At 70.1% G+C, this 13269-nt stretch carries 13 protein-coding genes; 4 read left to right on the top strand and 9 right to left on the bottom strand.

Features of this window, described 5'->3' with window-relative positions; all coding sequences use genetic code 11:
* Positions 1-42: 42 nt before the first annotated feature.
* From Voc01_RS38345 to Voc01_RS38325, 5 genes are all read right to left on the bottom strand, one after another.
* Positions 43-1281 carry an MFS transporter gene (locus tag Voc01_RS38345; protein ID WP_203932594.1) on the bottom strand — a complete coding sequence of 413 codons (1239 nt, stop codon included), beginning with the start codon at positions 1279-1281 and terminating at the stop codon, positions 43-45.
* 370 nt (positions 1282-1651) lie between these two features.
* Positions 1652-3085: a hypothetical protein gene (locus Voc01_RS38340; protein ID WP_203932593.1), complete on the bottom strand. Its 1434-nt coding sequence runs from the start codon at positions 3083-3085 to the stop codon at positions 1652-1654.
* Complete coding sequence (locus Voc01_RS38335) at positions 3031-3456, bottom strand: hypothetical protein (RefSeq protein ID WP_203932592.1); 426 nt, start codon at positions 3454-3456, stop codon at positions 3031-3033. The genes Voc01_RS38340 and Voc01_RS38335 overlap by 55 nt, the downstream gene beginning before the upstream one ends.
* A 228-nt stretch (positions 3457-3684) precedes the next feature.
* Complete coding sequence (locus Voc01_RS38330; RefSeq protein ID WP_203932591.1) at positions 3685-4449, bottom strand: hypothetical protein; 765 nt, start codon at positions 4447-4449, stop codon at positions 3685-3687.
* Between the two features lie 589 nt (positions 4450-5038).
* Entirely contained in the window at positions 5039-5227 is a 189-nt protein-coding gene (locus Voc01_RS38325; protein ID WP_203932590.1) for a hypothetical protein, read from the bottom strand.
* A 56-nt stretch (positions 5228-5283) separates the two neighbouring features.
* Between Voc01_RS38325 and Voc01_RS38320 the strand changes: the two genes are divergently transcribed.
* Complete coding sequence (locus tag Voc01_RS38320; RefSeq protein WP_203932589.1) at positions 5284-5853, top strand: hypothetical protein; 570 nt, start codon at positions 5284-5286, stop codon at positions 5851-5853.
* A 5-nt stretch (positions 5854-5858) separates the two neighbouring features.
* Here the strand turns inward: Voc01_RS38320 and Voc01_RS38315 are convergent, their stop codons facing one another.
* Positions 5859-7379 (bottom strand): cellulase family glycosylhydrolase, encoded by a 1521-nt coding sequence (locus tag Voc01_RS38315; protein WP_203932588.1) that lies wholly within the window; start codon positions 7377-7379, stop codon positions 5859-5861.
* Between the two features lie 160 nt (positions 7380-7539).
* Here Voc01_RS38315 and Voc01_RS38310 point away from each other — a divergent pair, with 160 nt between their 5' ends.
* Entirely contained in the window at positions 7540-8748 is a 1209-nt protein-coding gene (locus Voc01_RS38310) for an ROK family transcriptional regulator (protein ID WP_203932587.1), read from the top strand.
* A 502-nt stretch (positions 8749-9250) separates the two neighbouring features.
* On the opposite strand, the gene Voc01_RS38300 is transcribed toward Voc01_RS38310, so the two are convergent.
* Both Voc01_RS38300 and Voc01_RS38295 read right to left on the bottom strand, forming a co-directional pair.
* Positions 9251-10225, bottom strand: a complete 975-nt coding sequence (locus tag Voc01_RS38300) for a CU044_5270 family protein (RefSeq protein ID WP_203932586.1) — start codon at positions 10223-10225, stop codon at positions 9251-9253.
* 9 nt (positions 10226-10234) lie between these two features.
* Positions 10235-10741 carry a SigE family RNA polymerase sigma factor gene (locus tag Voc01_RS38295; protein ID WP_203932585.1) on the bottom strand — a complete coding sequence of 169 codons (507 nt, stop codon included), beginning with the start codon at positions 10739-10741 and terminating at the stop codon, positions 10235-10237.
* Between the two features lie 172 nt (positions 10742-10913).
* Between Voc01_RS38295 and Voc01_RS38290 the strand changes: the two genes are divergently transcribed.
* Together Voc01_RS38290 and Voc01_RS38285 are read left to right on the top strand one after the other, a co-directional pair.
* On the top strand, positions 10914-11423 hold the full coding sequence (locus Voc01_RS38290; RefSeq protein WP_203932584.1) for a hypothetical protein: 510 nt from the start codon (positions 10914-10916) through the stop codon (positions 11421-11423).
* 446 nt (positions 11424-11869) lie between these two features.
* A complete protein-coding gene (locus Voc01_RS38285) occupies positions 11870-12313 on the top strand; it encodes a DUF3592 domain-containing protein (protein WP_203932583.1) in 444 nt (147 codons plus the stop codon).
* Positions 12314-12683: 370 nt separating this feature from the next.
* Here the strand turns inward: Voc01_RS38285 and Voc01_RS38280 are convergent, their stop codons facing one another.
* A complete protein-coding gene (locus Voc01_RS38280) occupies positions 12684-13094 on the bottom strand; it encodes a hypothetical protein (RefSeq protein ID WP_203932582.1) in 411 nt (136 codons plus the stop codon).
* Positions 13095-13269: the final 175 nt, after the last annotated feature.

Here is a 13269-nt window from a genome sequence, read left to right as displayed (position 1 = left end):
GGGTACGCAGCCTGGCCACGCTGGTGCCCGGGCGGATGCGCGTCAGGCTGGTGCCCGTACCGAACGGAAGGGCGACAGGGCGAGCCCGCACGACACGGCCGCGAACACGGCTGCGGCGGCAAGAAGGGTGGGTCGGATCCCCCAGCTGTCCGCCACGGCTCCCGCGAGCGGTGCGACGAGGACCATGACGGCACGGTTGAGGGACCGGAGCGTCGTGTTCGTGCGGGCCTGGAGTTCATCGGGCGTGAGGAGCTGCCGAAAGCTCATCTCGTGTGAGTTGCTCATGCCCATCGCGAGGCCGTAGAGCCCTGTCCCGGTTCCGAGGACCGCGGCGGAGGTCCACGTGTGGGAGGTTGCACTGGCGGCAACCATGACGAGCACACTCGCGGTGGTGATCAGGTGGCAGCCGATGATGGTGCGCCCGGTACCCAGCAGCAGCCCCACGCGGGTGGTGACCGCCGCACCGAGGGCCGCGCCGACTCCGCCCGCGGCGCCGATGATCCCGAACTGGAACGGTGTGAGGTCCAATGCGGCGAGTGCGTAGGGGGCCGCGACGACGCCGATCACCGCGTTTCCGACGAACCATCCGTGTGTGGCGATGGCCAGGGTCGCCAGACCGGAGCCCCGGTAGATCCACCGCACGCCGTCGCGGATCTCGGCAACCAGATTCCTGGTGGCGGGCTCTGCTGTGGGACGGGGCTCGCGCATTTTGATCCGGCTGAGCGCGACCGCGGAGAACACATAGGTGGCAGCGTCGACCAGGACCACCAGGGGCGCGCCGAGGGCACTGACCAGCACGCCGCCGAGAGCAGGACCGGCGGTCTGGGCAACGGCGTCGGCACCGTCGACACGCGCGTGTGCGCGCTGCAGATGTCGGCGCTGCACCAGGCGCGGTAGGAAGGACATCGTGGCCGCCCCGTTGATCACCGCGGCGGTTCCGTACGCCGCGACGATCACCAGTAGCGCCGGGAACGACAGCAGATCGATCCACCAGAGCAGGGGGATGATCGCCAGAAGACCCGCCTGAACAAGATCGGTGGTGATCATGACGGGTCGGCGGGGGCGGCGATCGACCAGCGCTCCCAACAGGACGCCGACGATCAGGTAGGGCAACCAGCGGGCTGAGTTCAACCAGCCGACCTGGGTGGCGGAGCCATGCAAAGTCAGGACGACCAGCGCCTGGAGCGCGAACATCGTGATGTAGGTGCCGAAGGCCGACACAGCGCCGGCCCGCCAGTACCACAGGAACGATCTCGACGGAAATCCCTCGTCGCCGACCATGAAAGCATTATCCGCACTGCCGTCCGGACATTGACCGCCACCCATGCCATCTGGCCGTGCACCTGCACTCTCAGGCCGCACCAGCGCGCCACATCGGGCCGAAGGCCGTCACCCTCAGGGCGCGCGCCACCACTATCCGTTTGCGGGCCCGCGCCGTGGAGGAGCATCCAACACCTGGATTCGAACGGCCGCGGTGACAGCAGCCGGGCGGAGAAGTCCCGTGGCACCGATGACCTCAACCCCGAGCAGACGCCCGTCGCCGGGCGATCTGTGAAGCGTTGCCCGACGGCGGGGAATACCCGCACGGGCACCGCCCGAGGCACATCTCCTGCCGCTCGGCACGGGCATCCGCCGGGTCCCGGGCACCCCGCTACGGATGCCAGCGCGCGACCAGCCGTATCGCGGCGGCAGCCTCGCCCACCGCGTCAGGGCCTCCGACCGCGTCCACCAGTTCGGGCAGGGTCGCCACCGTGTGCAGCACGTCCTTGCGTCCGCCGCTGTCGAACGCCGCCCGGGCATGACTCCACAGGTCGTACAGATGCCGCCGGTGAACGAAACCACCCTGGCCGCGCAACGCGGCCAGGGGGCGCGGGCGTCTGGTGGCCGGGATGTCGTCGAGCACCTGCAGGACGTCGGGGAGCAGTTCAGGATCCAGGCGGGCCAGCACCTGGGCGAGCGTGACGCTGAACCACCCGTCCGCCGCTTGCTCGGGCCATCGCGGACCGGCCCGCAGCCGGCTCAGCACCGCTCGTACGCCGTCAGGCGGCACGAACGGCAGCAGCTCCAGGACCGCCTGCACCGCGTCCGATCCGTCGAGCGCTCCGAGGAGCAGATCCGGCGGGACGGGCACGCCGAGGTGAGCGAGCCCCACCGCCCGCCACCACGGGTCGGTCACGCCGCGGATCACGTCGGCCGCGCCCGGAAATGACGGCCCGACCTCGGCGAGAGCCCGCACTCTGGCCGGCTCCCGCGCGATGCGGGCGCAGACCTGGACCGCCCGGCCGAGCAGAGTGGTTCGCCGTGGTTCGTCGAAGCGGGCCGCCAGGGCGGCCAGCGCGGGCCAGTGATCGTCCGGGAGGGCCTGGTAACCCACGACGAGGTCGACGACCTCGTCCAGCATGTGCTCGGGCAGATCGGCGGCGACCGAGGCGACGAACCCGATGGAAAGCGCCTCCGTTTCGTCCCAGTCGGTCGTGCCGATGACGGCCAGTGCCTCCCGGTAGAGGTCGGTGCGGGCCACCTCCGCCCGGGCCCGCGCGCCGGCCTCGTACCGGACCGACTCCGCGATCTCCAGCGCCTGCTCGCCCATCTCGTAAGGGAGCACCGGCGCCAGCGCGTGCAGCGCCATCGCGACGTCCCAGTGCCGGTGGATGCTCCGGCAGTCGGACAGCGCGCCGCGCAGCAGCTCCGACCTGCCCGGTTCGGGCACGTGAGGGACCAGGGCAACGGTTGCCACGCACCGGTCGCGGCCGTCGTTGAGCTCCCGCGCCACGCGGAGGATCCGGTGCAGTTCGTCCGTCCGCAGGTGCGGGCTGATCGCGCCGAGCCGCTCCAGGGTCCAGTCCACGACGGACTCGTGCGGATCCCGGTGCTCCAGGACGAACGGGAGGACCTCACCGGGAAGCAGCCGCGCGAGCTCACGGAGCACGGGGATGCTCGTCATCTCCGTGGCCATGCGGAGTTCCTCGTCGTCGATCCGACGTGTCGCCTGCAACGCCCTGCGCAGCACCTCCAGGCGTCGCTGCCCTGTCAAACGGGCGCCCACCGCGGCGAGCACGGCGGCCTCGCCGTCGCTCGGCGACATCTTCTCGGCGATCCCAGGGCCCTGGGCACCAGCTGGGCCGGCAACAGCTCCACCAACCGGACGAACGCCCGCCGCAGCTCGAGGGTCCACACGGGCCTGCCTTCGACGCGCCGTAGGGAGCCGAGCAGGATCTGGTGCCGGGCCGCCGGCGGATGACGGAGCGCGAGCTCGTTGCTCGCCTGAACGTAATCCGCCAGTTCATCGAAGCCCCGGGTGATACCGACCGCCGTACGCAGCAGCCCTCCGGACAGGCGTGGTGCGAGAGCCGCCATTGCCCGGCCCGGACTGTCGTAGCGTCCGAGCCCGGCGACGGTGTCCACCGCCGTCGCGAGGAGTGGATCGGGCAGTCGGGCGGCGAGCGCGGCAATCACCTCCGGAGGGGCTCTGTCTGCACCGGGTTGCGCGGAGTCGGTTTGTCGGGATCTTGTGTCGCTCGATTCTGAGGAGAGTGGCATGGGACGACGGAGATACCCGGCGGAGTTCAAGCATGCGTCCGCACGCGATGGTGCGGCGTGCTCTGTTATCGGTGAGCCTTGCGGTCGGGCAGCCGCGAGGTCGTTGCCCAGAACAGGGTGCCCGTCACTGAACGGGCACCCCGATCACTGCTGGGCGGTCCGGCGGCGTCGCAGCAGCGAGAGCAGCAGCAGCGCACCGCCGGCGGTGAACATGGTCCCGCCGGCGAGGACGATGCTCCCGATCGGGGTTCCGGTGCGGGGCAGCGGTCCGGACGACCCGCCCGTCGACCCGGTCGACGGGGTGGTCGACGGCGTCGACTCCGTCGAGGGCGAGGCGCTACCCGACGGCGAGGAACTGCCGCCCGACGACGAGGAGGAACCCGAGGGCGACGGGCTTCCGGACGACGACGGGCTCTCCGACGGCGATCCGGACGGGCTCGGAGACGTCGACGGCGTGCCGGGGCACGTGTGGGTGAGGTTGAAGAACTCCGCCCGCGTCTGGCCGCTGACCGTCGCGGACCCGTCGAGCAGGGTCCATCCCGCCGGCAGTAGCACCCAGGCCTTGCTGGTCCCGTTGGTCGTGATGCCGTCCGGGTACGGGTCGTTCGGGTTGGGAACCGTCACGGTCGTGGTGGTGCCGGCCGTGTTCCGGAACTGCAGCGTCAGGCTGACGAAGTCGGCGTCGTTCTTCGGCAGGACGAAGACCCAGCCGTCCTTGCCGGCGACCGCATCGCCGCCGGGGATCTGCGCGCAGCTGCGGTTCTGGAAGCCGGCCGCCGTGGTGTTGCGGTGGGCGTCGTGCAGGGGGACGACGACGGCGGCCGACGCGGTGCCGGCGACAAGCAGGGCGCCGGCCGACGCCGCGCCGAACGCGACGAGCAGACGGCTGATCCAGCGGGGGTGGTACAAGATGTGCCTCCGAGGAGCGGCGGGGCGGAAGGGCCCCGTGTGACGCGATGACCTCGGAGAAGCGGATGAAACACGAGTGGCGTTACACGAACGCGAGAAAATCTGCTGGGTAGTTGCGGTGTCGACGCTGCGCGTTCACTGAAGGGAAGGCGGCGCTGGTCAGACGACGGTGGGGAGCCTGGCCCGCACGCCGGCCGCGGCTGTGGCGATCGCGGCCAACCGGCGGCCCTCAGGGACTCGGCCGGGTCCCGGCGGCGCAGCATGCCGAGGTCGGTCAGAGGCGCGCCAGCGAGGGACTGGCTTGGCTCTCCTCCGACGTGTTCCTCGATGCCTCAGGACGGTCCGGCAGTGGGCGCCAACCTCGCCGCCCAGGATCGCGGCGTCGTACCGGCCGACCGTCTCGGTGACGGCCGTCGGCGGCGGGGCCGCACGGGTCGCGGACGCCCGCCCGGAGCCGAACGCGTCTCCGGCGGCTGATCCGGAACACGCCGCGCTGGTCGGCTCGGACGGGGAGCAAGCCTCACGGTGGTGAATGACTGGAAGGAGAAGGAGGTGCCCATGGTGGTGGCGATTCGAGTTCCCCGGAGCATCACGACCAGACCGGCTCCCGGTCGCTGATGGCTCTGACCATCCGCGAGCCCATGGCCTGTACGGCCGTCGCCACGGCGGTCCGGGCGTCGTCGCCGTCCTCCGGCGGGAAGCGCACCACGATCCCGTCGGGGCCGTCGCCGCTGAGGAAGGCCAGCGACCAGTCGCGGAACGGTGCCGGTCGAACCACGGGACGTCCGGCGGAGGACTCAACAGCTCCACGCGTGCCTGCCCGCTGAGGTAGCCGTGCAGCAGATCGGCGGCACCGCGGTCGTAGCGGTGGCCGCCGTCCTGGACGTTCCACACCGCGGTGGGCCAGTCGTCCGGTTGCCCCTCGGTGAGCCAGCACAGGTCCGTGCCGTCGCCGGTCTTTCCCCAGGGCAACAGCCCACCCTCCTCGGGGTACAGCCGGAACGGAAAGTCCGCCCGGCCGCATCGTTCGAGGGAAGATCGGGCACACTTGCGACGAGAATCCGGGCTGGTGACGACATGGATGTCTTTCTGTACTTTCCGCCAAGCTCCGGCGTCGCGTGGGGCGACCTCGATGATGTGATCGACGACGTTCTCGGCGAACGCGGCGAGACAACCGGAGGAGGCCTGGGCAACCGGGGCGGCAACGTCGATATCGAGTTGTCTGACGATGCCGACGGGGAGCGGACGCTGGGCGACGTCGGGCGGTTGGAGCGTCGTGCATTCCGCAACCTCCGCCCGGCCGCGATCACAAAGCTGCGGGCGTTCGGCCCGGACGGCTTCGTCGACCGGGAAATCGGTGGCGGTGGACCGGGTGCCGCGTTCACGGCACCCGGTCCACCGTGAATGCGTCAGACGTACGGGCTCTGGGTCAACAGGTGGGCCTTGAAGCCCTCGCCGACGCCGGGTTCCGGTGTGCCGGACCAGTCCTTGATGAGCACGGCGCCGCCGGTGCAGCCCCACGGGTTCCATGTCCACGCGAGGTATCCCATGTCGTGCGAGTCCGCCCAGGTCACGAGCCGTTGCATGTAGTCGAATCCGCAGGTGTCCTGGCCGAACTCACCGAGTACCACAGGCACCTGCTGCGCGAGCGGGGCGATCTGGCTGTCCCAGCACGCCTCGCTCGCGCAGGCGTTGAAGCTGTACGCGTGCCAGGAGGCGGCGATGTTGTTCAGCGGGTCGGTCGGCCGGTACGCCAGCCACTCCCGCATGTCGTTGGTCCATTCGAGCCCGCCGACCATCAGCACGTTGGTGGCACCGGTCGCCCGGACCGCGTCGACGAGGTCCTGCGTGCCGGCCACCTCGTAGGGGATCCCGGTGCAGGTTCCGCCGTCACGCAGGCACTGCCAGCCCAGGGTCTTGTTCCAGTCGGCGGGCATGTCCGGGTAGGGCTCGTTGAACAGGTCGAAGACCACGGCGTCGTTGCCCTTGAAGGTGTTGGCGACGCCGGTCCAGAACTGCGGGGCGTACCGCGCGTCGGGCATCGGCTTCTGGCAGGTGGCGTGCTCGTCCTTGCAGTGCCAGTCGGGGCTGTTGGTGTAGGCGCCCCAGGTCCAGTGCAGGTCGAGGATGACGTTGATGCCGTTGGCGACGAGCAGATCGACGTAGTCCTTGACGCCCCGCTGATACGTGGCGCCGCCGGGGGTGCCGTTGACGCCGAGCCAGCACTCCTCGTTCAGCGGAATGCGGACCGCGTGGATGTTCCAGGTCTTCATCGCGTCGACCGACGCCTGGTCGACCGGGCCGCCGTCCCATAGGCCCTTGCCCTGAACGCAGGCGAACTCGCCGCTGGAGCGGCTCACCCCCAACAGCCGGTACGGCCTGCCGGCCGCGGTGACGATCTTGTTGCCGGACACCCGCAGTTCGGGTGCCGGACCGGCCGGGTCGGGCGGGGTGGACGGGCCGGACGAGCTGGGACCGGGCGAGCCGGGGCCGGATGAGCTGGGGTCCGGCGTCACCTCACCGGTGCAGACGGTGCCGTTCAGGGAGAACGACGCCGGTTGCGGGTTGCTGCCGCTCCAGGTGCCGAGGAATCCGAGGGACGTGGTGGTGCCGGTGCCCATCAGGGCGTTCCAGCCCATGTTGGTGGCGGAGACGCGGGCGCCGGACTGCGTCCAGACGGCGCTCCACCCGTGCGTGACGCGCTGGCCCGGGTCTGGGAAGTCGAACGCCAGGGTCCAGTTCGTGATGGACGATCCGAGATTGGTGACAGCGACGTCCGTGGCGAACCCTCCCGGCCATTGGCTCTGCACGGTGTAGGTGACCGAGCAGCCGGCGGTGGCGGCCGCCGCGGGGGTGAGAACTGCGGTGATGCCCGTCAGGGCGAGCACGCCGGCGGCACCGGCGGCGAGTAGTGCGGAACGGTGTTTCATCTGTTCTCCGCAACGTGAAGGAGGTCGATGGGAGCGCTCCCAGTATGTTCATTAAGTTACTTACGAAAGTCAATACATCGGCGCTCGTGGATCAATGCCCAGCCGGGTGCGTGCAGTAGGTTGAGTAGCCTCGCCCACCGGCCGCACGGAGGAGGAGACCGTGGCCACCAGCCCGATCTGGGCCAGCCGGTCGAAGACCCGGGGTCTGGTCCTGGATCTGATCCGGTCGGCCCGCACGATCAGCCGGATCGAGCTCGCCGAGGCGACCGGTCTCACCGGAGCCACGATCTCCGAGGTCGTGCGCGAGCTCATGGGCAACGGCCTGGTGGTGGAGGCCGGTCGGGGCATGTCCACCGGTGGTAAGCCGCGCACGCTGGTCCGGCTCAACCCGGTGGCCCGCTACAGCGTGGGCGTCCAGCTCGAGCGCAACACCTGCGTCATCGTCGTCGTCGACCTGGCCGGCCGGCCGGTGACCCGCACCGCGGTGCCGGGCGTGGCGTCGATGCCGCCGCAGCGGGCGCTGCCACTGGTGGCCGCGCAGGTCGACGCGCTGCTGGCCACCGCGGGCGTCGACCGCGACAAGGTGCTGGGGGTCGGCCTGGTCAGCTACGGCCCGCAGGACCGGCGCGCCGGGGTCCAGCTGACACCCCAACCCACCGACGAATGGCTCGACCACCCGATCGCACAGCGGCTGGCCGGCCACCTCGGCCTTCCCGTGCTGTTGGACAACGACGCCGCGGCGGCCGCCATCGGCGAGTACTGGATGGGCGCGGTCGACTCGCGCAGCACCTACGGCTGCATCTACATGGCCAGCGGAATCGGCGGCGGGGTCGTCGTCGCCGGTGAGATCTACCGGGGCAGCTCCTCCAACAGCGTCGAGATCGGCCACATCTCGATCGCCGCCGACGGCGACGAGTGCACGTGCGGCAACGTCGGCTGCCTGGAGAACTACGCCGGTCCGTCGGCCGTGGTCCAGCAGGCCCGGGCACTACCGGGACTGGCCGGGCGGCTGGCGCTCGACCCGGCTGACGCCGACCTCCTCACCGGGTTCGCGCAGATCGCCGCCGCGGCGAACAGCGGCGATCCGGACGCCCGCAGCCTGATCGAGCGGTCGGCCCGCTACCTCGGCTCGGCCGCCGTCACCATGGCGGGCCTGTTCGACGTGGACGCGATCGTGCTCGCCGGGCCGAGCTTCGCCGTCGCCGGCCCGATCTACCGGGCGGTCGTCCAGCGGGAGGTCGACCGCCGCACCTTCGCCCGGCGGGCGCACGGGGTGCGCGTCGCGCTGTCGGTCAACGGTTCCGACGCGGCGGCGATCGGCGGGGCCGTCCTGGTGCTCCAGAGCGAACTCATCCTGGGGCGCGGCTGACAGGTGCCGCGCCCATGGCCCGAACGTCCTTGTCGGCCGGCCTGCCGGAGTGGCGTAGCCGACAACGTGACGCACCGTCTTGGACGGCGGCGACCGCGCCAACTCCGGAGGCCGCGACCTCATGTCCACAGTGGACCCGACCGGCGCCAAGGTCGCGCTGACGTGCCCCACCGGCAGGCCGTCTCGCGTCGGTCACCGACCCGACCGGGAGCTCCACCAGCTACCGCTACGACGGACTCGGCCTGCGCACCGCCACCGTCGACGCCGGCAACTCGGTCAACTACGGCCGGGTCTGTACCGGTACCGGTACAGACCCGGGCCGACGGCACCACGCTCCTCAAGGATCTGACGAACGCCACGACGTCGCCTTGCGGTCGGCGCTGACATGAAGGTCGCCCGCCCGCGGGGTTGACCGACGCCTCTGTGGGCAGGGAACTGTCGTGCGGTCCGGATGGATGGTGAGGCGCGGCCAAAGGGCTGCCCACGCCGCCGATGTCATGGTCTACGGACGCTGCTGCACGTCGTCGACTACCGCGCGGGTGAGGATGGCGTAGCTTCCGCCGCCGGGTTCCTTGCCGCCGCGCCGCGTGTTCCCGCCGAGGAACTCGTAGGTGTTCCTGTCGAAGATCCAGGTGGACGAGTCGTCGAGCGGGCCCGTCCGGGCCACCGCGATGCCCGGGCGGCCGGCCAGGTCGGTGACGAGGGGGATCATCGTGACGCCCGGGATCTTCGCGGCCGCCGCGTACAGGGCCGCGCCGAGCTGCGGGGGCAGCATCGACCAGTTCAGCACGTGACCGATGACGTCGAAGGCCTCCTGGTCGCGGTCGGACCGCTGGTCGGGCTTGGTCGGCCGGGCGTCGACCGACGCGCGAATCTGGGCCAGGAGGGTGTCCGGGTCGGTGGTCAGCGAGGTCAGGTACTTGTACGACGGGTTCGACAGCCCCCACTCGGGCCTGCCCGGATGCGGCCCGCTGTACAGCTGTCCCCGCTTGTCGGGCATGATGTGCCATCCGGTCTTGGATCCGTCGACCGAGGTCCAGGCCTCGGAGGTGCCGGCCACCTCGCCTGCCGGATTGACCTGTACGGAAACCTGGGTGGCGAACTGACGCTTCTCGTAGATGAACTGGTCGTCCCGGATGTCGATGCGGCGCTGGGCCGATGCCAACGCGATCCGGCCGAGAAGGGCCACGGCGTCGGCCGGGGCGTCGGTAGCGCTGCCGCTGCCGGTGGCGCGTGGGGCCTCGATGGCGTCGGGTACGCGGCCCGGCGTGCTGCCCCCCGGTCCCAGAACTGCCGTGGCCGCGACCGCGAGCGCGGCGACGGCGGCGACCCCTCCGGTGGCCGCGCGCGCGGCACGGCGCTGGCGGACGCGCCGGTGGCCGGCATCGACGGTGTCCGCGACGAAGCGCGGCGGCAGCGGTGGCTCGGGCGTATCGGCGTGCCGGGAGAACATCTCCCGCAGCTGTGTTTCAGACATCGTGCCCTCCTATCGGGACGTGTTGAGGTATCCGGGCAGCAGTTCGCGCAGACGCGCCAGGCCGAGTGAGGCCTGGCTCTTGACCGTGCCCGGTGAGCGGCCTATGACCCGGGCCGTTTCGTTGATGTCGAGGTCGTCGAGGTAGCGCAGGACCACCACCGCCCGCTGCCCGGCGGGAAGTTGGGCGAGCGCGGCGATGAGGTCCATGCGATGGTCGGCGTCGGCGGCGACCGCGGGTGTTTCCGGCGGGTCGGTGGTCGGCAGGATCCGCCGGAACCACGAGCGTCGAGTGGTCTCCAGGTAGGTGCGGACCAGGATCTGCCGGACGTAGCCGTCGAGCGACGCCGAGCCGCCGACGCTCTGCCACTTCAGGTACAGCTTGATCAGCGCGTCCTGGACGAGCTCCTCCGCGACGTGCCAACTGCCGCACAGGTGGAATGCGGTCCGACGTAACGACAACACCCGCGACTCGACGAACGCGGTGAACTCCCGGTCCTGGGCCTGTCTGGACTTCATGCCTCTATGGATGGGTCGAGACCGCGAAAGGTTGGACCCGCGGTCGGACCGATGCGTGTCGATCCTCACCCTCGGTGGCGGGGACGGTGTGACGCACTCTGAAGCCGTCCTGACACCGGCACCTGCCAACGTCTCGGCATCTCATCAGTCTGGTTCTACGGAGGAGATCTCGATGCGGGGAATGTGGAACTCGTGGAAGGTGCGGCTGCTGGCTGCGGCCGGGGCGGTCTCGGTGATCGGTGCCGCGGTCGCCACACCGGCGATCGCCGGCACGGAGCGGCAGAGCGGCACGGCGGGCCTGGCGCAGTGGTGTGCCGGGAAGTTCGACGAGGCGCAGCGGCACGACATGGAGTCGTTCCGCGACTTCGACCGGGCCGCGTGGGAAGCAGGACACGACGACGACGCGATCGCCATCTACAGCGCCGGCCAGATAGTCCAGGGCAGGGCCGCCATCGGTGAGTCCCAGCGCAACCATTTCAACAACCGCAACGCCACCTGGACGTGGACGGAGAAAACCCGTGCGGTGGACGGCTGCAGCACCGCGACGATCGTGTACGACGCGACCTACGCCATCCCGTCGCAGGGCTTCGTGCTCCGGCAGATCATCAGCGTCACCTACACGTTCAAGCACGGTAAGTGGCTGACCGTCATCGACCAGGGGACGCCGATCCCCGTGTCGTAGGCGTCGGCGCCGCTGCCGCGTGGTGCTGTCATCACACCGAGGCGTGCATCGGATGTCCGAGCCGGCGATGGCGTTGCTGAGCGCGGACACCGGCGACCAGATCTGGACCTCGGCGGTGGAGACCGGCCTCTACACCGTGGTGGCCGCAGCCGTGGCGGCGGCGGAGAGGCTGGAGCGTCCGGGGCCGCCGGCCGGGTTCCGGATTGCTGTGGTGCGGGGAGTACCGGTGTTCCAGCCGCTGACGTCGGTGTGGACGATCGGGCCGGTCGCGATGATGTGGATATACCTGGGCGGTGGGCTGGTCCTGACCGACCGCATACCGGACGGTGCGGTGTCCGTCCCGCTGTACGTCTGGGCACCGTCGCTCGTGGTGCCGATGCATTGGCCGAACGTGACGCTGCGACCGTGTCTGTCACGGTGGGCCTCGACGCGTTTACCCTTCGATCATGGAAGTTGGACCGGGAGCGTCTGGCGGGGTGGGCTCGTCCCACAAGGGTCGAGTCGGTCTCCTGCTCTGGGCTGCCGTCGGAATCGTTTTCTTCCTCGTCGTTGCCTGCTACGCCGGTGCCATCGACCGCTCGTTGCAGATTCGGGGTGTCGCCGCCGATGCACGGGTTGTCGAGGCGATCCGCAGGCCGAAGGGGACCACCGTGACGGTCGAGTTCGTCAGCCGCGACGGTGTTGCCGTTACCGCCGAATGTTCGAGTTGTAGTTCCGATCTCGTCGAGGGCGACATCGTCCAGATCCGCTACGACCCGGCCTTCCTCGACAGTGATGTGGAAGCCGTCGGCAACCGTGGCCACCGGCGCATGGCGCTGTTCGCGCTGGCGATGGTCGCATGCCTGTCCGTCGTTGCTGGTGTCACCGCCACACGGCTACGGAGGCGCTGAGAGGTTTCCGTGTCGTCCGAAGGCGATCCGCTGCCGGTGGGTTGGGGGCTGTGGCGGGCGCGGTGGCTGCTGGTGCGCTGCGGCGGGGCGGTGTTGTCCCGGTGGGAGATCGTCGTGATGGCGCTGTTCCCGCCGGCCGTGCTGCTGGTGGCAGTTCATGTCCTGGAGGAGACGGGTCCTGCCATCCAACCGCCGAGCCCGCCGCGCACAGCCCAGTCCGATCACGTGATTGCGTCTGCGTCGACGACTTCGACCGTTCCACGCCGCAATCTGGACAGACGCGGTCCGTTGCCGGAAGGTAGCGAGGAGCCGGGTCGACTTGCGGCGAGGCGGCTGGAGGGTGGGCGCGGTTCGGGCGGTCGAGCTCGTGCTATCCCGGTGGCATGAGCCAGAGTGCGGCGCGGACGGCGAGCGCCGTGCCGATTATGCGAAGAATGATCCGTCGCCAGTGGTGACCCTGGACATCATAGCCACGGAAGAGCCACGGATGATGGTCATCCGCTCCCTTCACGTACAGGTAGACCGCATCGTTGAGGAGCCATGCGGCGACCGCCGCCGCGAGCACCGCGAGGCTACCGCGGGCCGGCACCGGCCACCCCGGACCCACGTAGCCAAGGAGGACAGCCACGTCTGCCGCGATCAGGCCCACACCGAGCACGGCGCAAATCAGTTTCTCGAAGACGAACAGCGAGTTGGGCAGGTCACGGAAGAGAAGGAACAGGGAGATCCATAAGACGGCCACCTGAGACGCCAGGAGCGCCAGCCACCCGGTCCACGTCATCCGAGCCGCCTGGGCGAGACTCGGTTGACACGCCCGCACTTCGCTACCACGCGGAAATCATAGTTGCCGTCGTCAATGTCGGGCGCAGCGTGGGGACCGATGGAACACTTCGCCCGATGGAGGGTGCGCCCAGGGCCGAGCCGCTGCCCTTCTCCGGACGGACAGCCGGGGTGCA

Source organism: Virgisporangium ochraceum (genome assembly GCF_016863655.1).
GTDB lineage: Bacteria > Actinomycetota > Actinomycetes > Mycobacteriales > Micromonosporaceae > Virgisporangium > Virgisporangium ochraceum.
The sequence above is the reverse complement of the archived record's forward strand: the minus strand, read 5'-3'. Positions and strand labels throughout refer to the sequence as shown.

Excerpts from the sequence above, each read along its gene's own strand:
- Voc01_RS38280 (WP_203932582.1), bottom strand. The coding sequence starts at position 13,094 with ATGACGTGGACCGGGTGGCTGGCGCTCCTGGCGTCTCAGGTGGCCGTC.
- Voc01_RS38315 (WP_203932588.1), bottom strand. The coding sequence starts at position 7,379 with ATGAAACACCGTTCCGCACTACTCGCCGCCGGTGCCGCCGGCGTGCTC.
- Voc01_RS38340 (WP_203932593.1), bottom strand. The coding sequence starts at position 3,085 with ATGTCGCCGAGCGACGGCGAGGCCGCCGTGCTCGCCGCGGTGGGCGCC.
- Voc01_RS38285 (WP_203932583.1), top strand. The coding sequence starts at position 11,870 with ATGGAAGTTGGACCGGGAGCGTCTGGCGGGGTGGGCTCGTCCCACAAG.
- Voc01_RS38295 (WP_203932585.1), bottom strand. The coding sequence starts at position 10,741 with ATGAAGTCCAGACAGGCCCAGGACCGGGAGTTCACCGCGTTCGTCGAG.
- Voc01_RS38345 (WP_203932594.1), bottom strand. The coding sequence starts at position 1,281 with ATGGTCGGCGACGAGGGATTTCCGTCGAGATCGTTCCTGTGGTACTGG.
- Voc01_RS38300 (WP_203932586.1), bottom strand. The coding sequence starts at position 10,225 with ATGTCTGAAACACAGCTGCGGGAGATGTTCTCCCGGCACGCCGATACG.
- Voc01_RS38290 (WP_203932584.1), top strand. The coding sequence starts at position 10,914 with ATGCGGGGAATGTGGAACTCGTGGAAGGTGCGGCTGCTGGCTGCGGCC.